Consider the following 20,315-nt stretch of genomic DNA (forward strand, 5'->3'; position numbering starts at 1 on the left):
TTCCCCCCGAGCCTAGGAACGATTACCGGCCCGCACAGTCGCGCATCAACCGGGCACGGGCGCACGGGGGTTGAGGGGAGAGCGCCGGTGGGCGGACGGGCCCGCGCACAGCCGCGTCCCGGTCTTTCCGGTTGCGCTCCCATCGGTGCCGGTGCCGGTGCCGGTGCCGGTGCCGGTGCCGGCGTGGGCGTGGGCGTGGGTGGGCCCGTCGGCCGTGCGCCGCCACGCGGACCGTACGGGCGTGCGCGCCCGCCCGGTCAGCGCAGCGCGGCCCGGATCGCGCTCTCGACGGTCGGGTGGGCGAAGGTGAAGCCGGAGCCGAGCAGCCGGCGCGGCACCACCCGCTGGCTGCTCAGCACGTCCTCGGCGAACCCGCCGAGCGCCAGCCGCAGCGCGGGTGCGGGTGCGGTGGCGAGGGTCGGCCGCCGCAGCACCCGGCCCATCGCGGCCGTCACCTCCCGGTTGGTGACCGGCACGGGTGCGGTGAGGTTGACCGGGCCGGAGAGCGAGGCGGTGGCGATGAGGTGCCGCAGGGCGGAGATGTGGTCGTCCAGGGCGATGAAGCTCCAGTACTGCCGGCCGTTGCCGAGCCGCCCGCCGAGCCCGGCCTTGAAGAGCGGGAACAGCCGCCCCCAGGCGCCGCCCTCACGCGCCACCACCAGGCCGGTCCGGGCGAAGACCGTCCGGACGCCGGCTTCCTCGGCGGGCGCCGCCGCGGCCTCCCACTCCTGGCAGACCCCGGCCAGGAAGCCCTCCCCGGGCGGCGCGCTCTCGTCGGTCTCGCGGTCGCCCGTGTCGCCGTAGTAGCCGATGGCGCTGCCGCAGACGAGGACGGGCGGCGGGGTGTCCAGCGAGGCCAGGGCCCGGGCGATCGTGGTGGTGCCGAGCACCCGGCTGTCCCGGATCGTTCTCTTGTAGCTCTCCGTCCACCGGTGGTCGGCGACTCCCGCGCCCGCGAGGTGCACGACGGCGTCGCAGCCGCGGAGCGCGCCGGCGTCCGCGGAGCCGCCCTCCGGGTCCCACTGCGCCTCGTCCGGCGCCCGGGGCGGCCGGCGTACCAGCCGTACGGTCTCGTGCCCTCCCGCGGCGCGCAGGGAGCGGAGCAGTGCCGAACCGATGAGACCGGACGAGCCGGTGATCGCGATACGCATGAGGCCATCCTGCCCCCGGTGTACGGGAGGTGACGGGTATTGGGGGGCGGTGGCACAGTGGCGTCCATGCCCGAACCGCTCATACGTCCGGTTCAGCCGGTGACCGTCCGCCCTGCCGTGCCCGTCGACGGGGCAGCGCTCGGCGACCTCGACCGCCGCGTCTGGTCGCGGCTGCACTCCGTGCAGCCGGAACCTCCCGCTCCGGGTGCGCCCTTCTTCGACGCGGCCCATCCGCCGGAGGACCTGCTCGTCGCCGAGATCCAGGCGCGGATCGCCGGCTACATCCGGCTGGTGCCGCCGACCAGGCTGCCGTCCAACAACCATGTCCGGCAGATCCAGGGACTGGCGGTCGACACCTGGGCCCGCGGCCGGGGCGTGGCCCGCGCCCTCCTCGACGCCGCCTGCGACGAGGCGCGGCGGCAGGGCGCGGTCCGGATCACCCTGCGGGTGCTGGGCCACAACACACCGGCCCGGCGGCTGTACGAGTCGGCGGGCTTCGCCGTGGAGGGCGTCCTGCCGGGCGAGTTCCTGCTGGACGGGATGTTCGCCGACGACGTCCTGATGGGACGCTCCCTGGGGCCGGAGAACGGCTGAGGGACCGGCGGCGTCTCCGCCCGGCGGGCCCCGGGGCCGCGCCCGCGCCTCACCGCGGGGGCGGGAACCGCTCGGTGAGGGCGGGGAAGCGCTCCGCCAGCGCCGCGCGGTCGCCGAAGTCGAGGGGTGTGCCCTCGGGTTCGGCCGGCTGTTCGGGCAGCCCGAGGTCCGGCAGTTCGACCGCGGTGAGCTGCTCGTACGCCTCGTAGGGCGCGTAGCCGAGGTCCTCCGCCTCACCGTCCAGTTCCTCGTCGAAGTCCTCCAGCAGCTCCGCCAGATCGTCGGGCTCGTGCAGCGCGCCCTCGAACACCTGCCGCCCCTGGCCGATCAGCCAGCAGCGGAAACCCTCGAACGCCTCCTCGCCGGCGTCGCCCGTCAGCAGCCAGGCGGCGGCCCACAGATCCCAGCGGTGGGCCCGCGTCAGCCGGGACTCGAAGTGCCGTGCGAAATCCACCACCGATTCGGGGTCCAGCAGCACCAGCCGTTCCACGAGTGCGTCCGCCTGCTCCACCGGATCCCCGCCGGCGGCCTCGCGGGAGCTGTCGACGATCGCCCAGAACTCCGTCTCGTCCATCACGGGACCAGCATCGGCCCTGCCCACCCGCCGCGCACGCGCAGCATGCCGGATGCGGCCGTGTCGTTACCGGCCGGGGTGATGACCCGCAAATCGGGGGATGCCGTCCCGCGCCGGAGCGCCCGGACCGTCCGGACCGGAACTCGCCCGAGGCGCGCGGGAAAAGACGACAGAAGATGTCCGCATTGCCTGCCAGGGTCGTTCCGTCCGCACGGAGGAGGAACCGTGCGGGCGGTACGGACAGAGAGAGGAATCCGCACACGTGAACGAACAGGGCAGGCCGGCGGACCGGGTGGCGCTCGTCGCGGGAGCCACCCGCGGCGCGGGACGCGCCATCGCCGTACAACTGGGGGCCGAGGGCGCGACCGTCTATGTGACCGGCCGCACCACACGGGCGCGGCGCAGCGAGGTGGACCGCCCGGAGACCATCGAGGAGACCGCCGAACTCGTGACCGCCGCGGGCGGCACGGGCATCGCGGTGCCCACCGACCATCTGGAACGGGAACAGGTCCGCGCGCTGACCGAGCGCGTCGACCGTGAGCAGGGGCGGCTGGACGTCCTCGTCAACGACCTCTGGGGCGGCGAGCACCTCGTCGACTTCGGGAAGAAGATGTGGGAGATCGGCCTGGAGCGCGGCCTGCGCATGCTGCGGCTGGGCGTCGAGAGCCACATCGTCACCAGCCACTACGCGCTGCCGCTGCTGATCCGCCGGCCCGGCGGGCTGCTGGTGGAGATCACCGACGGCACCACCGAGACGAACCAGGACTACCGCGAGAGCTTCTACTACGACCTCACCAAGTACGCGCCCCTGCGGATGGCCCACGGCCTCGCAACGGAGCTGGAGGAGTACGGCTGCACGGCGGTCTCCGTCACCCCCGGCTTCCTCCGTTCCGAGCAGATGCTCGACCACTTCGGCGTGACGGAGGAGAACTGGCGGGACGGGGTGGCGAAGGAACCGGGTTTCGCGATCTCGGAGTCCCCGGTCTTCGTCGGCCGGGCCGTCGCCGCACTGGCCGCGGACCCGGAGGTGGCGCGCTGGAACGGGCAGTCGCTCTCCAGCGGGCAGCTCTCCCGGGTCTACGGCTTCACGGACACCGACGGCACCCGGCCGGACGCCTGGCGGTACCTCAGGGAGGTGACGGCCGGCGGCCGGGAGGCGGACGACGCGGAGTACCGCTGAGCGAGGTGCGGCCGTCTCGTCCGTCCCCCGCGGCGCGGCGGCCGTGCTGCCGGGCTACCGCCCGTCCTGCCCGTCCTGCCCGTCCGGCTCGTCGTGCCGGTCCCGTCCGTCGTGCCCGTCCCGCGCGTACAGCGCGGCCGCGCGGGCCGCCGCCTCCGCGAAGCGGGCGCGCAGCTCCGGCGGCTCCAGCAGTTCGGCCTCCGGGCCGAGGGCGAGCAGCTGCTCCTGGGCGACGTCGAGCGACTCCACGGGCAGGGTGACGGTGACCCACCCCTCCCCGTCGGCCTCCCCGGCCGCGGCGAGGGCCTCCCGCGCCGCCACCCGGTCGGTGACCCGGGGCAGCTTCCGGGCCCCGGCCGCGGAGAGCCGTACGACGACCGTGTCGCGCAGGATCGAACGGGCGAACTCCGCGGCCCGCTCCCGCCAGAAGCCCGGCAGATCGAACCCCTCGTCCCGGGCGAACCGCTGCTCCGAGACGGTGACGGAGCCGAAGCGCTCCACGCGGTAGACCCGGTGGGACCGGGGGCCGGGTCCGGCGCCGGGCGTCCGGCCGGACCCGCAGGACCCGCAGGACCCGCCGGAGCCCCGGGGCGCCGGGACCGCCGCCCGCGACGGGGAGAGCCCCTCCTCGGCAGGCCGGGCCACCAGGTACCAGACGCCGGCCTTGAGGACGAGCCCGTACGGTTCCAGGGTGCGCCGCACCTCCGTGCCGCCCGTCTCCGCCCGCCGCCGGTAGCGGGCCGTCAGCAGCCGGTCGCCCCACACCGCCTCCGCGATCAGCGGCAGCGGCTCCGGGGTCACCGGCTCCTGCCACCAGCCCGGCGCGTCCAGATGGAAGCGCTGTGCGGCGCTCGCGGGGGTGTCGCTCAGTTCGGGCAGCAGCGCGGCGGCCACCTTCAGCCGGGCCGCGGAGGCGGTGTCCGCCAGGCCCATGGCGCGGAGCGCCGAGGGCACCCCGGAGAGGAACAGCGTCTCCGCCTCGCCGCGGGCGAGGCCGGTCAGGCGGGTGCGGTAGCCGCCGATGAGCCGGTAGCCGCCCGTCCGGCCGCGCGCCGCGTAGACGGGCACCCCCGCCTCCGAGAGCGCCAGGACGTCACGGGCGACGGTCCGTTCGGACACCTCCAGCTCCCGCGCCAGTTCGGCCCCGGTCATCGACGGCCGGGACTGGAGGAGCAGCACCATGCGGATCAGCCGGGCGGCACGCATGGGCGCCATCATGCCGGGGCGGCCCGCGGCCGGTCACTTCGGCCGTGCCGGAACGACGGGGGCCGCGCCCCGGGAACGACGGTGCCCCCGCCCGGACGGACCGGGACGGGGGCGCCGTCGTGGAATCCCGAGGGGACCCGGGCCCTTACAGGCCGAGATCGCTCTCGAACGCGCCCTCTTCCAGGCGGGTCTTGAGGGTCCCCAGGAAGCGGGCCGCGTCGGCGCCGTCCACCAGGCGGTGGTCGTACGTCAGCGCGAGGTAGACCATGTCGCGGATGGCGATGGACTCGCCCTCCGGGGTGTCCACCACGACCGGACGCCGGACGGTGGCCCCGATGGCCAGCATCGCGACCTGCGGCTGGTTGAGGATCGGGGTGTCGAACAGCGCGCCGCGCGAACCGGTGTTGGTCACCGTGAAGGTGCCGCCCGACAGCTCGTCCGGCTTGAGGCCGCCGTTGCGGGTGCGGTTGGCCAGGTCGGCGGTCTTCTTGGCGATGCCGGCCAGGTTCAGGTCGCCCGCGTTGTCGATGACCGGGACGAAGAGGCCCTTCTCCGTGTCCACCGCGATGCCGATGTTCTCGGTGTCGTGGTAGGTGATGGTCTCGTCGTCGTTGATCTTGGCGTTGACGGCCGGGTGGACCTTCAGCGCCTCGGTGACGGCCTTCACGAAGAACGGCATCGGGGAGAGCTTGACGCCCTCGCGCGCCAGGAACTGCTCCTTGGCGCGCGCCCGGAGCCGCATGACGCGGGTGACGTCCGCCTCGATCACGGTGGTCAGCTGCGCCGAGACCTTGAGGGACTCGGTCATGTGCTTGGCCGTGGCCTTGCGGATCCGGCTCATCTTCACCGTCTGGCCGCGCAGCGGCGACGGCTGCACCGGGGCGGCGGCCTTCGGGGCCGGCGCGGCGGCGGCCGGAGCCGCGGCCTTGGCGGCCTCGGCGGCGGCGACGACATCCTGCTTGCGGATGCGGCCACCGACACCGGTGCCCTTGACCGAGGACAGGTCCACGCCGTGCTCGGCGGCGAGCTTGCGCACCAGCGGGGTGACGTACGCGCCCTCACCGCCGGGCTCGGCGGCGGCCCGCGGAGCCGGCGCGGGGGCCGGGGCGGGCGCGGGGGCGGCCGGCTGCGGTTCCGGAGCCGGGGCCTCGGCGCGCTGCGGTGCCGGGGCCTGCGGGGCCTGCGGAGCCGGAGCCGGGGCGGGCTCGGGAGCCGGAGCGGGCGCCTCCTGCTTCGGGGCCTCCTGCTTCGGGGCCTCCTGCGCCGGCGCGGGGGCCGGAGCGGGAGCGGCGGCCGGGGCCTGTCCGGCCGCGCCGATGACGGCCAGCTTGGCGCCGACCTCCGCGGTCTCGTCCTCGCCGACCAGGATCTCCAGCAGGGTGCCGGCGGCGGGCGACGGGATCTCGGTGTCGACCTTGTCCGTGGAGACCTCCAGCAGCGGCTCGTCGGTCTCGACCGACTCACCGACCTCCTTCAGCCACCGGGTGACGGTGCCCTCGGTCACGGACTCGCCCAGCGCGGGCAGCGTGACCGGGGTGCCCTCGGCGCCTCCGCCGGACGGCGCCGGAGCGACCTCCTGCTTCGGGGCCTCGGCCTGCGGGGCCGGGGCGGGCTCGGGCTCGGGCTGCGCCTCGGCCGCCGGGGCGGCCTCGGCGGCCGGAGCCGCGGTCTCGGCCGGGGCGCCGGAACCGTCGTCGATGACGGCCAGTTCGGCGCCGACCTCGACGGTCTCGTCCTCGGCCACCTTGATGGAGGAGAGAACACCGGCCGCCGGGGCCGGGATCTCGGTGTCGACCTTGTCGGTCGAGACCTCGAGCAGCGGCTCGTCGGCCTCGACGCGTTCACCCTCGGCCTTCAGCCATCGGGTGACGGTGCCCTCGGTCACGCTCTCGCCGAGCGCCGGGAGGGTTACGGAAACCGCCATGGTTTCGGTTGCTCCTATCGAATGGTGCGGATGTGGGCGCGCCCGGATCAGTCGTGGGAGTGCAGCGGCTTGCCGGCCAGCGCCAGGTGGGCCTCGCCGAGCGCCTCGTTCTGCGTGGGGTGGGCGTGGACCAGCTGTGCGACCTCGGCCGGCAGCGCCTCCCAGTTGTAGATCAGCTGCGCTTCCCCGATCTGTTCGCCCATCCGGTCACCGACCATGTGGACGCCGACCACGGCGCCGTCACGCACCTGGACGAGCTTGATCTCGCCCGCGGTCTTCAGGATCTTGCTCTTGCCGTTGCCGCCGAGGTTGTACTTGAGGGCGACGACCTTGTCGGCACCGTACATCTCCTTGGCCTTCGCCTCGGTGACGCCGACGGAGGCGACCTCCGGGTGGGAGTAGGTGACGCGCGGCACGCCGTCGTAGTCGATCGGCACGGTCTTCAGCCCGCCCAGCCGCTCCGCGACGAGGATGCCCTCGGCGAAGCCGACGTGCGCCAGCTGGAGGGTCGGCACGAGGTCGCCGACGGCGGAGATCGTGGGGACGTTGGTCCGCATGTACTCGTCGACGAGGACGTAGCCGCGGTCCATGTTGACCCCGGCCTCCTCGTAGCCGAGGCCCTGCGAGACGGGGCCGCGGCCGACGGCGACGAGCAGCAGCTCGGCCTCGAACGTCTTGCCGTTCTCCAGGGAGACCTTCACGCCGTCGTTCGTGTACTCGACGCCCGAGAAGCGGGAGCCGAGCGAGAAGTTGATGCCGCGCTTGCGGAATGCGCGCTCCAGCAGCTTGGAGCTGTTCTCGTCCTCGAGGGGGACGAGGTGGGGGAGCGCCTCGACGATGGTCACGTCCGTACCGAAGGACTTCCACGCGGAGGCGAACTCGCAGCCGATGACGCCGCCGCCGAGGACGACCACCGACTTCGGCACCCGGTCCAGGCCCAGCGCGTGGTCCGAGGAGATGACACGGTTGCCGTCGATCTCCAGGCCCGGCAGGGACTTCGGCACCGAGCCGGTCGCCAGCAGCACGTGCCGGCCCTCGTAGCGCTGCCCGTCCACGTCCACCGAGGTGGGCGACGACAGCCGGCCCTCGCCGGTGACATACGTCACCTTGCGGGAGGCGACCAGGCCCTGCAGGCCCTTGTACAGGCCGGAGACCACACCGTCCTTGTACTTGTTCACGCCCGCCATGTCGATGCCGTCGAACGAGGTCCGGACACCGAACGAGGCGCCGTCGCGGGCCTGGTCGGCGATCTCACCGGCGTGCAGCAGAGCCTTCGTGGGGATGCAGCCGCGGTGCAGACAGGTGCCGCCGAGCTTGTCCTTCTCGATGAGTGCGACGTCCAGGCCCAGCTGCGCCCCGCGCAGGGCGGCGGCGTAGCCACCGCTGCCGCCGCCGAGGATCACTAGGTCGAAAACGGTGCTGGCGTCGTTCGCCACGTCACGTCCTCCATGCATGGGTGCGCCGGAGCCGGTCTTCCGAGACCGGGCGGCGGCTGTTGTTCGGCCGCTGAGTTCTTCAAGCCCGTCCGTGTGGCTCGCTCGGTACGTGAGCCGGGGCCCTGTCCTGCCGAGACAACATCTTCGCATTTGTTGACGGCCGACGGGACGCGGGGCCGGTCCTCGGGACGCCCGTCCGGCCGAGGCGGGGGGTTACTCGCGCGTAGGGCCGGTGGGGGCGGGCCGCGGGGCCCGGTGGACACTGGTCGGTTGCCCGGGCGCCTGCCCCGGAGGGGCGGAGGGATGCCCGCGCGGATTTCGTTCAGGGCGAACGCACGGACGAACGCGGGGGAGGCCGGGGGCCGGAGGCCCGGCGCGGTGACGGCCGGGGCTGGGCACGCGGCCTCCCGGCGCGGGGCCCGCCGCGGAACGGCACCGGCCGCCGCCGGACCGGTGTTCCCGGTCCGGCGGCGGCCGGTGGTGGAGCGGCGCGCGGAGGGCGACGCGCGCCCGTCGCCGTCGCCCGGCGCCGCCCGGTGCGTTCAGCCCAGGTCGCCCGCCGCGGTGCGCTCGGCCAGCCGCACCAGCGTCCGGACCGCCGAGCCCGTTCCGCCCTTGGGGGTGTAGCCGTACGGGGCGCCCTCGTGGAAGGCGGGACCCGCGATGTCCAGGTGAGCCCAGGTGATGCCCTCGCCCAGGAACTCCTTGAGGAAGAGACCGGCGACGAGACCGCCGCCCATCCGCTCGCCCATGTTGGCGATGTCGGCCACCGGGGAGTCCATCCCCTTGCGGAGCTCCGCCGGCAGCGGCATCGGCCAGGACTGCTCGCCCGCCTCCTGGGAGACCTCGTGCAGCGAGGCGCGGAAGGCGTCGTCGTTCGACATGATCCCGAACGTCCGGTTGCCCAGCGCCAGCACCATGGCGCCGGTCAGCGTCGCCACGTCCACGATCGCGTCCGGCTTCTCCTCCGAGGCGCGGGCGAGCGCGTCCGCCAGCACCAGCCGGCCCTCGGCGTCGGTGTTCAGCACCTCGACGGTCTTGCCGCTGTACATCCGCAGCACGTCACCGGGGCGGGTCGCGGAGCCGGACGGCATGTTCTCGGCCAGCGCCAGCCAGCCGGTGACGTTCACCGCGACGCCCAGCCGCGCCGCCGCGACGACGGCGGCGAACACGGCGGCCGCACCGCTCATGTCGCACTTCATCGTCTCGTTGTGGCCGGCCGGCTTGAGGGAGATGCCGCCCGAGTCGTAGGTGATGCCCTTGCCCACCAGGGCGAGGGTCTTCTTGGCCTTGGCATGCGTGTACGAGACCCGGACCAGCCGCGGCGGGTTCTCCGAGCCCTTGCCGACGCCGAGGATGCCTCCGTAGCCGCCCTTGGCGAGCGCCTTCTCGTCCAGCACCTCGACCTTCAGGCCGTGCTCCTTGGCGGCCTCCTGCACGGAGGCCGCGAAGGACTTCGGGTGCAGGTCGTTGGGCGGCATGTTGACCAGGTCGCGCGCCCGGTTGACCTCGGCGGCCAGCGCCGTGGCGCGCTCCGCCGCCGCCTTGAACGCCTTGTCGCGCGGCTTGCCGCCCAGCAGGGTCACCTCGGCCAGCGGCGTGCTCTTGTCGTCCTTCTTCCGGCCGCCCGCCGGGGCGGAGCGGTAGGCGGTGAAGGTGTACGCGCCGAGCAGCGCGCCCTCCGCCACGGCCGCCGCGTCGTCCGCGTCCTCGACCGGCAGGGCGAACCCGCCCTTCTTGGCACCGGCCAGCGCACGGGCCGCCGTGCCCGCGGCCCGGCGGAGCACCTCGCCGTCGAACCGGTCGCCCTCGGCCGGGGCTTCGCCGAGGCCGACCGCCAGCACGACCGGGGACTTGAAGCCGGACGGCGCGGGCAGCTTCGTCACCTCGCCCTCGCCGCCGGTGGCGCCGAGCGTCTCCAGTACGGCGGCCAGCTTGCCGTCGAAGGCCTTCACCACGGCCTCGGCTCCGGCCGCGGCCACGGGCCCCTTGGCGCCCTTGGCCACGCCGACGACGATGGCGTCCGCGCGGAGCGCGGCCGGGGACGAAGTGCTGAGAGTCAGTGCAGTCACGGTGGTGGGGTCTCTCTCTTCCGTTGAGTTCCTCGGCCGATGGATGGGCCGGCCGCGCCCGGGGCATCGTATGCGCCGGGTGAATCCCGGCTGCCGATGGACGGGCGTGGGGGGTCCTTCTCCGGGAACCCTAGCCCTCACCGGCGGGCCCGTTCAGCGCCCGGCCGCGGCCGCCGGCGCCCCGCCGGCCCTCCCGGCGCCGGTCGCCGGGCGCGCGGGGCGGGGACGGAGCGGGGCGCGGTCGCCGTACGGCAGTTGACGCCCCGGCGGGACGTGACGCGGCCGGCTCGCCGTCCGGCGGGGCGGCGGTGCGGCGGCGGGGGCGGGCGGCCGCCGAACGGCCCGCGGCCGGCGGCCCGTTGGCCGTGCGCCCCGGGGCGGGCGGCCCGGCGGAGCTGCGGATGCCGCTTCCGGGGCGGCGGGACGGCTGTCCGGTCCGCCGCGGACGCCCCGTCCCGCACGGCCGCACGGCCGCTCAGCCGAGGGCGAGCACGATCAGGGCCGCCGTCGCGGCCGTCTCGGCGAGGGCGCCGAAGACGTCGCCCGTCACCCCGCCGAACCGCGACCGGCAGTGGCGGAGCAGGAGTTCGGCCGCGCCGAGAGCGGCCAGGACGGCGAGCGCGGCCTGCAGGGCCGCCCACGGGCCGAGGAGGGCCCCGGCCGCCGCGCACACCACCGCGGTGACCGCCGCCACCGTGAGCGCCGTCCGTACGGGGACCACGCCCGCGACCGCCGCGCCCAGCCCGTCCGGGCGGGCCGCGGGCACCCCGGCGCGGGAAGCCAGGGTGAGGGCGCAGCGCGCCGCCGCGGCGGTCACGACCAGGGCGACCGCGCCGGCCGCCCAGCCGTCCGCGTACAGCTCGGCCAGGGCCGCGGTCTGCGCGAACAGCACCAGGACGAGGGTGACGACCCCGAACGGGCCGATGTCCGGCTGCTTCATGATCCGCAGGGCTTCCCCGGCGGGCCTGCCGCTGCCGAGACCGTCGGCGGTGTCGGCGAGACCGTCCAGATGCAGCCCGCGGGTGAGCGCCGCCGGTACGGCGACGCCGGCGACCGCGGCCAGCAGCGGGCCCGCGCCCAGGAGGAGCAGCACACCGCCGAGCGCCCCCGCGCAGAGACCCAGGACGGCGCCGGCGACCGGGGCGCACACCATGCCGCCCCGCGCGGCGGTCCGGTCCCAGCGGGTGACGCGCACCGGCAGCGCGGTGAGGGTGCCGAACGCGAACCGCAGGGCGTCGTCCGGGGTGGCCGGCCCTTCGGCGGGGGAGTCCGGCTTCCCGGACGGGGGCGGAGGGGTGCCGGGCGGGGAGGCCGGATTCCCGTCCGGGGGGACCGGGTTCCCGCCGGTGGGCGGGGTGCGCTCGTCGTGCGGTCCCCCGGCCTCCCCGGCCCGGGAGGCCGGCCCCTCGTCCGGGGAAGCGGAAGCGGGGCCGTTGCCCGGAGACGCGGGGCGGCGCGGGTCGTCGGCAGTCGGCTCGGTCACGCGGCGCAGGCTATCCGGCGCCCCGCGGCTCGCCAACGGCCGGTGCCGCACGGATTCCGGCCGGGCCCGGGGAGACGGGGCACGGCGGTCCTCGGCTCGCCCCGCAGCCGATGCCGGGGCGGAAGGCCGGGCCGGTCACTGCCCCGGTATCCGTTCCCCGGCGCGCGGCCGCCCCGCCGCCCTGGCGCCGTCGCGTCCTGCCTGCCGTCCGTCAGGCCGTTCCGTCGCCGGACGGTTCCGGGGCGGCGGGTGCCGCGGCCGGTTCCGAGTCCCGCACCGAGTCCGGCACCGAGCCCGGCTGGGAGTCCGGCTGGGAGTCCGATCCCGAGCCGGTGCCGTGTTCCGGTGCCGGTGCCGGTGCCGGGTCCGGCCGCTCCTCGCGCCGTTCTTCCGGGAGTTCCGCCAGCAGGGCAGCCGCCGCCTGCACCATCGGCAGGGCGAGCAGGGCGCCGGTGCCCTCGCCCGCCGTCACCCCGTGGTCCAGCAGCGGGTCCATGGCCATCCGGTCCAGCGCCTTCTCCTGCGCGGGCTCGCCGCTCGCCTGGCCCGCCAGCCACCAGTCCGGGGCGCGGAAGGCCACCCGCTGCCCGACCAGCGCGCAGGCGGCCGACACCACCCCGTCCAGGATCACCGGCGTACGGCGTACGGCGCACTGGAGCAGAAAGCCGGTCATGGCGGTGAGGTCCGCGCCGCCGGTGGCCGCGAGCAGTTCGAGCTGGTCGCCGAGGACCGGCCGGGCGCGGCGCAGCGCGTCGCGGATCGCCGCGCACTTGCGCATCCACGCCAGGTCGTCGATGCCCGCGCCGCCGCGGCCGGTCACCACGGAGGCGTCGGTGCCGCAGAGGGCGGCGACGAGGGTGCTCGCCGCGGTGGTGCCGCCGACGCTGAGGTCGCCGAGGACCACGAGGTCGGTGCCGGAGTCGGCCTCCTCGTCGGCGACGGCCATCCCGGCGCGGAACGCCTGTTCGGCCTCCTCGGAGGTGAGCGCGTTCTCGACGTCGATCCGGCCCGAGCCGCGCCGCACCCGGTGGCGTACGACCTCCTCGGGGAAGTCGCCGGGGTCGCAGTCCAGGGACATGTCCACGACGCGTATCCCGGCTCCGAACCGCCGGGCCAGCACCGCCGCCGGGCTCTCCCCGTCGAGGACGGCGCGCACGAGCCGGTGCGCGCTCCCGGCGGGACGGCCGGAGACGCCCAGCGCGGCCACCCCGTGGTCACCGGCGAAGAGCACGAGGCGGGGCCGTTCGACCGGCCTGACGGCGGCGGAGTGCTGCGCGGCGGCGAGCCACTCGCCGAGATCGTCCAGCCGTCCGAGGGCCCCGGGCCGTACGGCCAGCCGCTCCCTGCGCTCTTCGGCGTCACGCCGTACGCCGGAGTCGGGGCGCTCGATCAGATTGCCGAAGTCATCGAGATTCAGACCGCTCATCCGCCGCACCCTACCCTCGCCGGGCAGCCGCCCGGACGCCACGGGGCGGGCTCCCGCCACGGGCGTGGTACGGGAGCGCGGGTGGCCGGGACCCCGGCTCCTCCGCTCAGCCGCGCAGCGGCAGGGCCTGCCCCGCGACCACCAGCAGGACGTGTTCGCACTCCGCCGCCACGGCCGCGTTCAGCCGGCCCAGTTCGTCCCGGAAGCGCCGTCCCGACGCGGTGGCGGGGACGACCCCCGAGCCCACCTCGTTCGAGACGGCCACGACGGTGCGGCGGGTGGAGCGGACGGCGGACACCAGCGCCTCCGTCCGTGCCCGCAGGGCGCGTTGGCCGCCTCCGGCCGCCCACACCTCGTCGTCCCAGGCGCCCACCGCGTCCATCGCGTGCGTCAGCCACAGCGCGAGGCAGTCGATCAGCAGCGGGGGGCCGTCCCCGGCCAGCAGCGGCACCAGGTCGCAGGTCTCCGTCGTCCGCCAGCTCCCCGGCCGGCGCTCGCGGTGCAGCGACACCCGCGCCGCCCACTCCCGGTCCCCCTCGCGGGTGCCGCCCGTCGCCACGTAGAGCACCTCCGGGAACGACTCCAGTCTCCGCTCCGCCTCCGCCGACTTGCCGGACCGGGCGCCGCCCAGGACGAGCGTGCGCCGCGGCGGGGCGGGGGGCACCGGACGCCCCCGGGCGCCGAGTGCCGTGCCGTCCGGTACGGCCCGGGCACCCGCCGCCGACAGCCGCCGGTGCAGCTCGGTGCCCGGCGGTGTCCCGTGGCCGAGGTGGACGCCGATCACATCGGTGGCGGCCGTGACCGCCCCGGCCGCCCGCAGCCGGGCCAGCGCCTCGGGCCGGCCCAGGACGTCGAGCAGCACCACGCCGTACGGGGCCGGGCGCGGCGGCATGCCTGCCGGTGCCGCGCCCGGCGGCAGGTACAGCAGGTCGTCGCCGTCCGGCCCGGTGACCGAATAGCCGGTGCCCGGGGCGTCCACCGCGACCGCCCGCACCCGGTGCCCGCTGATCAGCGCCAGCTCGCGGCCGTCCGGCACCCGTCCGGGAGCGGGCAGCCCGGCGGGCACGTCGACGGCCGGTCCGGTGTGCGGATGCGAGAGCAGCACCTGCCGTACGCCCCGCAGGGAGCGCCCCGCGCGGGCGGCGGCCTGCACGGCGTCCGGGGGCAGGTCGAGCAGGAGGGCGCCGTCGACGAAGACCGAGGTGGCGGTCCGGGCGTCCGCGCCCACGGCGGTCGCGCAAGAGGCGCAGGGGCAGCCCGGGAGCGGCAGCCCGCCCGGGGCCCCGGTGCCGAGGAGAGTGAGTTCCACGCCCTGATCGTCTCGCGTCCCGGGCCGGTGGCGCGCACGGCCTGCCGGGCGCGCCCCCGGGTGCGCCCCCGCCGTCCCGCGATGGGGTGAGGCACCGGGCCGGCGGCCCCGGGGGCACAGGAGGGCGCCGGCCCGCCCGCCGCATAGGGTGGACGCAGCACCTCATCACAGGAGCCGGCAGCCGGGAGGCGTACATGGCGTGGACGTGGCGGTTCGAGAAGTCCGACGGGACGGAGACGGCACCCGCGGTCGAGCCGGGCGAGTTCAGCACCCAGGGCGACGCGGAGTCCTGGATCGGCGAAGTGTGGAAGGAACTCCTGGAGGGCGGCACCGAGCAGGTCACCCTCTTCGAGGACGGCACGGAGGTCTACGGCCCGATGAGCCTCAGCGCCGCCGAGGGCTGAACCGGCGCGGCGGAGCGGGCGGGCGGGGCGCCGACGGCGTACCGGCCCGCCCGCCCGCCATCCGGGAGCCCGCACCGGACGGAAGCAAAAGCCTGTAACAAGCCGGGAGCTCCCCCGGAACGGCTCCGGGAGAACGAGGTACAGCCGCACTGGCGCCCCCGCCGCCCCGCGCGGACTACGCGTCCGCCACCGCTTCCCCCGGCGCTCCCCGTACCCCGCACACGTGCAGCAGCGCCGCCACCGACCGGTAGGGGTCGGTGCGCCCCGCCCGGTCCTCGGCGGCCAGCATCAGTTCCAGCTCGCGCACGCTGCCCGGATGCGCGTTGTCGGCCACCTGGTCGGTGAGCACCCGCACCCCGTACCAGGCGTGCAGCGGGGCCCCGATCCCGGAGAGCGTGGCGGAGACCGCGTCGAGCCGGTCGGCGCGGGCGGTGCGGCCGGCCCGGGTGGCGTAGGTGGTGGAGTCGAAGGAGGAGAGCGCGGTCTCCCAGTCCCCCGCCAGCCCCGGGCGCATGGCCAGCGCGTCGGCGTTCCGTACGAGCAGCGACAGCAGGCCGCCGGGTGCCAGCACCCGGGCGAGGCCGGCGAGTAAGGGATCGGGCTGCTCCGTGTACATCAGCACCCCGTGGCAGAGCACCACGTCGAAGCTGCCGGGCAGGAAGTGCACGCCCGTCTCGCGGCTGTCGCCCTCGATCAGCTTGAACCGCTCGCGTATGCCCTCGGGTTCGGCGGCCAGCGCGGTGCGCACGGCCTTGATCAGCGGCGCGTGGGACTCCAGACCGGTGATCCGGTGGCCCGCCCGGGCCAGCCGCAGCGCCTGCGTGCCGTGGCCGAGGCCCACGTCGAGCACCCTGAGCCGCTGCCCGACCGGGAAGCGCGCGGTGATCTGCTCCTCCAGCTGCCGGGCCACGAGCTCCCGGCGGACGGTGTTGCGGATCCCCTCCGGACCGCCGAGCCAGTTCGCCGCCCCGTCGGGCTGCCAGTCGGTCTCGGCCGTCGCCCGGCCCGCCCCCGCGGCACTGTCCGTGCTCAGGGCCGCTCTCCGCGCTTGACCTGCGGCTTGGGCAGCCGGAGCCGCCGCATCTGCAGGGTGCGCATCAGGGCGTAGGCCACGGCTCCGCGGCGGGGCTCGTCCGGGAAGCGGGCGGCCAGCTGCTTCCGCAGCCGGACTCCGATGCCGATCGAGTCGATCACGATCATCACGATCACGCCCATCCACAGCAGCAGCGAGGCGTTCTTGACCTGCATCGACGGGAGCATGCTCAGAATGAGGATGATCACCGCCAGCGGCAGGAAGAACTCCGCGACGCAGAACCGGGAGTCGACGAAGTCGCGGGCGAAGCGCCGGACCGGGCCCTTGTCCCGGGCCGGCAGATAGCGCTCGTCACCGCTGGCGAGGGCTTCGCGCTGCCGGGCGAGGTCCGCGCGGCGGGCCTCCCGGGCGCGCTTGGAGGCCTCCTTGCGGTTGGCCGGCGTCGCGGCCACGGTGCGGCGCTGCGACTGGGCGACCGCGCGCTTGGGCGTGGGCCGGCCCTTGGGGGCCTGCGGGTCGCGGGGCTGCTTGGAGCTCGCGGCCACCCGGGGGGTGGCGGCCTGCTCATCCTTGGAACGGCTACGGAACACGAAACCCAAGGGTACGGGGTCCCACGGGCCGGCCCACAGCCCGTACTGGGCACGATCCCGCAACGGTCGGTCCCCGGCCGGTTCCGCGCGGTCGCCGGAGCCGGTTCCGGACCGCGGGAGAGCGGGGATACCGGACCGGTCCCATGGGACGGGGCGGGCCGGGGTACCAGACCCTTGGGGCCCCGGCCTACTCCCTGCGCCGGAGAAGGCCGTCGCGTGATCGTCCTGCAGGAGGAGCGCATCCGCGGCCGATCAGTGCGGTAATGGAAGCAGGGCCCTTACTGTGGGTCCGAGGACTGCCCGAGGACGAGCCCGGAGAAGGGGGCGCGCGAGACCCATGAGCGGTGTCATGAAGCGGATGGGGATGTTGTTCCGCGCGAAGGCCAACAAGGCCCTGGACCGGGCGGAGGACCCGCGCGAGACCCTCGACTACTCGTACCAGAAGCAGCTGGAGCTGCTGCAGAAGGTCCGCCGCGGCGTCGCGGACGTCGCCACCTCCCGCAAGCGGCTGGAACTCCAGCTGGGCCAGCTGCAGAGCCAGTCGAGCAAGCTGGAGGACCAGGGCCGCAAGGCGCTCGCCCTCGGCCGGGAGGACCTCGCCCGCGAGGCGCTGTCCCGCCGGGCCGCGCTCCAGCAGCAGGTGACGGACCTGGAGACCCAGCACCAGACCCTGCAGAGCGAGGAGGAGAAGCTCACCCTCGCCGCCCAGCGGCTGCAGGCCAAGGTCGACGCCTTCCGTACGAAGAAGGAGACCATCAAGGCCACCTACACCGCCGCCCAGGCGCAGACCCGGATCGGGGAGGCCTTCTCCGGCATCTCCGAGGAGATGGGCGACGTCGGCCTGGCGATCCAGCGCGCCGAGGACAAGACCGCGCAGCTCCAGGCGCGGGCCGGCGCGATCGACGAGCTGATGGCCTCCGGGGCGCTCGACGACCCGACGGGCATGGCGAAGGACGACATCGCGGCCGAGCTGGACCGGCTCTCCGGCGGCACGGACGTCGAGCTGGAGCTCCAGCGGATGAAGGCGGAGCTGGCCGGCGGCAGCACCCAGCAGCAGGCCATCGAGGGCGGCGGCGCGCAGCAGCAGCCGCAGGGACAGCAGCCCCAGCAGGCGCCGCAGGCCCAGCAGCCGCAGAATCAGCAGCAGACCCCGCCGGACTTCGGCAAGCACTGACAGCAGGGCGTCGGGGCGCCGGGGCGGCGGAACGGCAGCGCGCCGGGCGGCTCGGCACCCGGCGCCAACGGAGACCGCCGTACGGCAGCAGGCAGCACGGCACCGGGCATCCGGAGACCGGGACCGGCCCCGGCGGGCCGGCAGTGGCAGCGGCAGAGGAGGTCGTCGTGATCGTACGGATCATGGGGGAGGGGCAGGTGAGGCTGGCCGACAGCCACTTCGCCGAGCTCGACAAGCTGGACGACGAGCTGCTCGCGGAGATGGAGGGCGGTGACGAACCGGGCTTCCGCCGCACCCTTCACGCGCTGCTCGACGCCGTGCGGGAGTTCGGCGAGCCCCTGCCGGACGACGCCCTGGAACCCTCCGAGCTGATCCTTCCGTCGCCCGACGCCACCCTGGACGAGGTCCGGGAGATGCTGGGCGACGAAGGGCTCATTCCGAGCTGAGGGCGGGTCCCCGGAGGCCGCCCCGGCCGGTCCGCCCCGGTACGGGTACCGGAGCCGGTCCGGTCACGGGCAGCCGCCGGACCCCGTACCGTTCCTGTCGTGACAACCCTCGCCGCCGGTCCGGGCATGGCCCGCTCGCAGCGCTGGCTGCGCTCGCACCCCCTCGCGGTCGACGCCGTGCTCGCCGGTGTCCTGCTCGTGCTGGTCCTCGTCGCCCTGGCGGTGGGCCACAAGCCGTACGGGCAGCCCCGGTTCTCGGAGCGCACCCCCGAGCCCTCCAGTGTCGTCATCGCGGTGCTCGCCTGCTCGGCGCTGATCCTGCGCCGCCGGATGCCGGCCCGGGTCCTCGTCTGCACCGGCGCCCTCACGCTTCTCGAACTGGTCACCGGACCCGGTGAGGAGGGCACACCGGTCGCGCTGACCGCGGCCGTCGCCCTCTACACCGTCGGCTCCCGCACCGACCGTTCGACGACCTGGCGGGCCGGGGCCGTGGCCGTCGTCGCGCTCACCACGGCGGCCGCGCTGTTCGGCCCGCGCCCCTGGTACGGGCAGCAGAATCTGGCCCTCTCCGCCTGGATGGGCATGGCCGCGGCCGCCGGTGACGCCGTCCGCAGCCGCCGCGCGTTCGTCGACGCCATCCGGGAGCGCGCCGAACGGGCCGAGCGGACCCGCGAGGAGGAGGCCCGCCGCCGGGTGGCCGAGGAGCGCATGCGGATCGCCCGTGAGCTGCACGACGTGGTCGCCCACCACATCGCCCTGGTCAATGTGCAGGCGGGGGTCGCCGCGCACGTCATGGACAACCGCCCCGACCAGGCCAAGGAGGCGCTGGCCCATGTGCGGGAGGCGAGCCGCTCGGCGCTGAACGAGCTGCGCACCACCGTCGGCCTGCTCCGGCAGTACGGCGACCCGGAGGCCCCGACGGAGCCCGCCCCCGGCCTGGGCGTGCTGGACCAGCTCGTCGGCGGCTTCGCCCGGACGGGGCTGCCGGTGGAGGTGGAGGTGTCCTCCACCGAGCCGCGCGGCCCCTGGTTCAGCCGCCGCGCGGAGCAGGCCGCGGCCGTGACCGGGGAGCTGCCCGCGGCGGTGGACCTCACGGCGTACCGGGTGGTGCAGGAGGCGCTGACCAATACGCACAAGCACGCGGGGGAGGGCGCCGCCGCCCTGGTCCGGATAGCGCGGGGCGCGGGGGTCCTGGAGGTCAGCGTCCTCGACGACGGGGCGGGCGCCGCCGCTGCCGCGGCCCCCGGCGGGACGGATCCGGGCGGCCGGCCGGGCCCGCAGCGCGGACCGGACCGCGGGACTCCGCACGGGGACCCGCCCGGCCCGGACGGCGGGGAGTCCGCCGCCTCCGGTCCCCCCGGCGGTCACGGCCTGCTCGGGATGCGGGAGCGGGTGGCGGCGCTCGGCGGGGTGTGCGAGACGGGCCCGCGCCGCGGGGGCGGCTTCCGGGTCCACGTACGCCTGCCGCTCACCGCCGACGGGATAGCCGCCGCGGACGCCGCGGCGAAGGCGTCCGCCGACGCCGCCTGCCGGGGCGCGCGGCGGAGAGAGGGAGCGTTGTGACCATCCGCGTGCTGCTCGCCGACGACCAGGCCCTGCTGCGCAGCGCCTTCCGGATCCTCGTCGACTCCGAGCCCGGCATGGAGGTCGTGGGCGAGGCGTCCGACGGCGCGGAGGCCGTCCGGCTGGCCGGGGAGCGCCGGGCCGACATCGTGCTCATGGACATCCGGATGCCCGGCACCGACGGGCTCGCCGCCACCCGTCTGATCAGCGCCGATCCGGAGCTGTCCGGGGTGCGGGTGGTGATGCTGACGACGTTCGAGGTGGACGAGTACGTGGTGGAGTCGCTCCGGGCGGGCGCCTCCGGGTTCCTCGGCAAGGGCGCGGAACCGGGGGAGCTGCTGGCCGCGATCCGTACCGTCGCGGCGGGGGAGTCGCTGCTGTCGCCGGCGGCGACCACCGCGCTCATCGCCTCCTTCCTCTCCCAGGGCGTGCCCCCCGGCGAACCGTCCGCGGGCGGCGGCGGTGACGGCGGCGCCGGGCGGGGCGACGGCGCCGGCCGGCTGGACGTCCTCACCGGCCGGGAGCGGGAGGTGCTGGGCCTCGTCGCGGCGGGGCTGTCGAACGGCGAGATCGCCGAGCGCCTCACCGTCTCCCCGCTGACCGTGAAGACCCACGTCAACCGGGCGATGGCCAAGCTCGGCGCCCGCGACCGGGCCCAACTGGTCGTGATCGCCTACGAGTCGGGCCTGGTACGGCCGAGGGTGTAGCCCGGGGTGCGCGGCGCGTACTGCGTCCGTGGTACGCGCCGCC

Annotated in this window: 18 protein-coding genes; 7 read left to right on the plus strand and 11 right to left on the minus strand. The window is 75.6% G+C overall.

Translation table 11 applies throughout. The features are described from left to right. Nucleotides 1-257: 257 nt before the first annotated feature. Nucleotides 258-1,151 carry a TIGR01777 family oxidoreductase gene (locus LIX60_RS24160; RefSeq protein ID WP_227960526.1) on the minus strand — a complete coding sequence of 298 codons (894 nt, stop codon included), beginning with the start codon at nt 1,149-1,151 and terminating at the stop codon, nt 258-260. Nucleotides 1,152-1,217: 66 nt separating this feature from the next. Here LIX60_RS24160 and LIX60_RS24165 point away from each other — a divergent pair, with 66 nt between their 5' ends. Further along, the gene (locus LIX60_RS24165) at nt 1,218-1,745 is read left to right on the plus strand and encodes a GNAT family N-acetyltransferase (RefSeq protein ID WP_227960528.1); all 528 of its coding nucleotides are present in this window, start codon (nt 1,218-1,220) and stop codon (nt 1,743-1,745) included. Nucleotides 1,746-1,794: 49 nt separating this feature from the next. On the opposite strand, the gene LIX60_RS24170 is transcribed toward LIX60_RS24165, so the two are convergent. Further along, the gene (locus LIX60_RS24170) at nt 1,795-2,319 is read right to left on the minus strand and encodes a DUF4240 domain-containing protein (RefSeq protein WP_019709393.1); all 525 of its coding nucleotides are present in this window, start codon (nt 2,317-2,319) and stop codon (nt 1,795-1,797) included. A 262-nt stretch (nt 2,320-2,581) separates the two neighbouring features. On the opposite strand from LIX60_RS24170, the gene LIX60_RS24175 reads away from it, so the two are divergent. After that, nucleotides 2,582-3,499, plus strand: coding sequence for an SDR family oxidoreductase (locus LIX60_RS24175; RefSeq protein WP_227960530.1), 918 nt, complete (start codon nt 2,582-2,584; stop codon nt 3,497-3,499). 54 nt (nt 3,500-3,553) lie between these two features. Here LIX60_RS24175 and LIX60_RS24180 read toward each other — a convergent pair whose 3' ends face one another. The 7 genes from LIX60_RS24180 to LIX60_RS24210 form a co-directional block, all read right to left on the minus strand. Next, nucleotides 3,554-4,705 carry a YafY family protein gene (locus LIX60_RS24180; RefSeq protein ID WP_227960532.1) on the minus strand — a complete coding sequence of 384 codons (1,152 nt, stop codon included), beginning with the start codon at nt 4,703-4,705 and terminating at the stop codon, nt 3,554-3,556. A 145-nt stretch (nt 4,706-4,850) separates the two neighbouring features. Next, entirely contained in the window at nt 4,851-6,629 is a 1,779-nt protein-coding gene (gene sucB / locus LIX60_RS24185; protein WP_227960533.1) for a 2-oxoglutarate dehydrogenase, E2 component, dihydrolipoamide succinyltransferase, read from the minus strand. Between the two features lie 47 nt (nt 6,630-6,676). Further along, nucleotides 6,677-8,065, minus strand: coding sequence for a dihydrolipoyl dehydrogenase (gene lpdA / locus LIX60_RS24190; protein ID WP_227960535.1), 1,389 nt, complete (start codon nt 8,063-8,065; stop codon nt 6,677-6,679). A 542-nt stretch (nt 8,066-8,607) separates the two neighbouring features. Then, complete coding sequence (locus LIX60_RS24195; RefSeq protein WP_227960537.1) at nt 8,608-10,137, minus strand: leucyl aminopeptidase; 1,530 nt, start codon at nt 10,135-10,137, stop codon at nt 8,608-8,610. 475 nt (nt 10,138-10,612) lie between these two features. Next, on the minus strand, nt 10,613-11,368 hold the full coding sequence (locus LIX60_RS24200) for an adenosylcobinamide-GDP ribazoletransferase (RefSeq protein WP_227962901.1): 756 nt from the start codon (nt 11,366-11,368) through the stop codon (nt 10,613-10,615). A gap of 463 nt (nt 11,369-11,831) precedes the next feature. Beyond that, entirely contained in the window at nt 11,832-13,046 is a 1,215-nt protein-coding gene (gene cobT, locus LIX60_RS24205; RefSeq protein ID WP_227960540.1) for a nicotinate-nucleotide--dimethylbenzimidazole phosphoribosyltransferase, read from the minus strand. 106 nt (nt 13,047-13,152) lie between these two features. Continuing rightward, nucleotides 13,153-14,355 carry a bifunctional adenosylcobinamide kinase/adenosylcobinamide-phosphate guanylyltransferase gene (locus LIX60_RS24210; RefSeq protein ID WP_227960542.1) on the minus strand — a complete coding sequence of 401 codons (1,203 nt, stop codon included), beginning with the start codon at nt 14,353-14,355 and terminating at the stop codon, nt 13,153-13,155. Nucleotides 14,356-14,549: 194 nt separating this feature from the next. Between LIX60_RS24210 and LIX60_RS24215 the strand changes: the two genes are divergently transcribed. After that, the gene (locus tag LIX60_RS24215; protein WP_030543074.1) at nt 14,550-14,759 is read left to right on the plus strand and encodes a hypothetical protein; all 210 of its coding nucleotides are present in this window, start codon (nt 14,550-14,552) and stop codon (nt 14,757-14,759) included. A 175-nt stretch (nt 14,760-14,934) separates the two neighbouring features. On the opposite strand, the gene LIX60_RS24220 is transcribed toward LIX60_RS24215, so the two are convergent. Together LIX60_RS24220 and LIX60_RS24225 are read right to left on the minus strand one after the other, a co-directional pair. After that, the gene (locus LIX60_RS24220; protein WP_374117905.1) at nt 14,935-15,669 is read right to left on the minus strand and encodes a class I SAM-dependent methyltransferase; all 735 of its coding nucleotides are present in this window, start codon (nt 15,667-15,669) and stop codon (nt 14,935-14,937) included. A 119-nt stretch (nt 15,670-15,788) separates the two neighbouring features. After that, the gene (locus tag LIX60_RS24225; protein WP_050364597.1) at nt 15,789-16,382 is read right to left on the minus strand and encodes a DUF3043 domain-containing protein; all 594 of its coding nucleotides are present in this window, start codon (nt 16,380-16,382) and stop codon (nt 15,789-15,791) included. A 337-nt stretch (nt 16,383-16,719) separates the two neighbouring features. On the opposite strand from LIX60_RS24225, the gene LIX60_RS24230 reads away from it, so the two are divergent. The 4 genes from LIX60_RS24230 (at nt 16,720) to LIX60_RS24245 (ending at nt 20,272) form a co-directional block, all read left to right on the plus strand. Then, nucleotides 16,720-17,556 carry a PspA/IM30 family protein gene (locus LIX60_RS24230; protein WP_227960544.1) on the plus strand — a complete coding sequence of 279 codons (837 nt, stop codon included), beginning with the start codon at nt 16,720-16,722 and terminating at the stop codon, nt 17,554-17,556. 167 nt (nt 17,557-17,723) lie between these two features. Beyond that, on the plus strand, nt 17,724-18,002 hold the full coding sequence (locus tag LIX60_RS24235) for a hypothetical protein (protein ID WP_019709403.1): 279 nt from the start codon (nt 17,724-17,726) through the stop codon (nt 18,000-18,002). 99 nt (nt 18,003-18,101) lie between these two features. Continuing rightward, nucleotides 18,102-19,565: a sensor histidine kinase gene (locus LIX60_RS24240; RefSeq protein WP_374117906.1), complete on the plus strand. Its 1,464-nt coding sequence runs from the start codon at nt 18,102-18,104 to the stop codon at nt 19,563-19,565. Continuing rightward, nucleotides 19,562-20,272, plus strand: coding sequence for a response regulator transcription factor (locus LIX60_RS24245; RefSeq protein ID WP_227960546.1), 711 nt, complete (start codon nt 19,562-19,564; stop codon nt 20,270-20,272). The genes LIX60_RS24240 and LIX60_RS24245 overlap by 4 nt, the downstream gene beginning before the upstream one ends. Nucleotides 20,273-20,315: the final 43 nt, after the last annotated feature.

This window comes from Streptomyces sp. S07_1.15, from assembly GCF_020739505.1.
GTDB lineage: Bacteria > Actinomycetota > Actinomycetes > Streptomycetales > Streptomycetaceae > Streptomyces > Streptomyces xinghaiensis.

Bases quoted from the DNA above. Each gene is read 5' to 3' on its own strand.
- LIX60_RS24160 (WP_227960526.1), bottom strand. From the start codon at position 1,151: ATGCGTATCGCGATCACCGGCTCGTCCGGTCTCATCGGTTCGGCACTG.
- LIX60_RS24165 (WP_227960528.1), top strand. From the start codon at position 1,218: ATGCCCGAACCGCTCATACGTCCGGTTCAGCCGGTGACCGTCCGCCCT.
- sucB (WP_227960533.1), bottom strand. From the start codon at position 6,629: ATGGCGGTTTCCGTAACCCTCCCGGCGCTCGGCGAGAGCGTGACCGAG.
- cobT (WP_227960540.1), bottom strand. From the start codon at position 13,046: ATGAGCGGTCTGAATCTCGATGACTTCGGCAATCTGATCGAGCGCCCC.
- LIX60_RS24215 (WP_030543074.1), top strand. From the start codon at position 14,550: ATGGCGTGGACGTGGCGGTTCGAGAAGTCCGACGGGACGGAGACGGCA.
- LIX60_RS24170 (WP_019709393.1), bottom strand. From the start codon at position 2,319: ATGGACGAGACGGAGTTCTGGGCGATCGTCGACAGCTCCCGCGAGGCC.
- LIX60_RS24180 (WP_227960532.1), bottom strand. From the start codon at position 4,705: ATGCGTGCCGCCCGGCTGATCCGCATGGTGCTGCTCCTCCAGTCCCGG.
- LIX60_RS24230 (WP_227960544.1), top strand. From the start codon at position 16,720: ATGAGCGGTGTCATGAAGCGGATGGGGATGTTGTTCCGCGCGAAGGCC.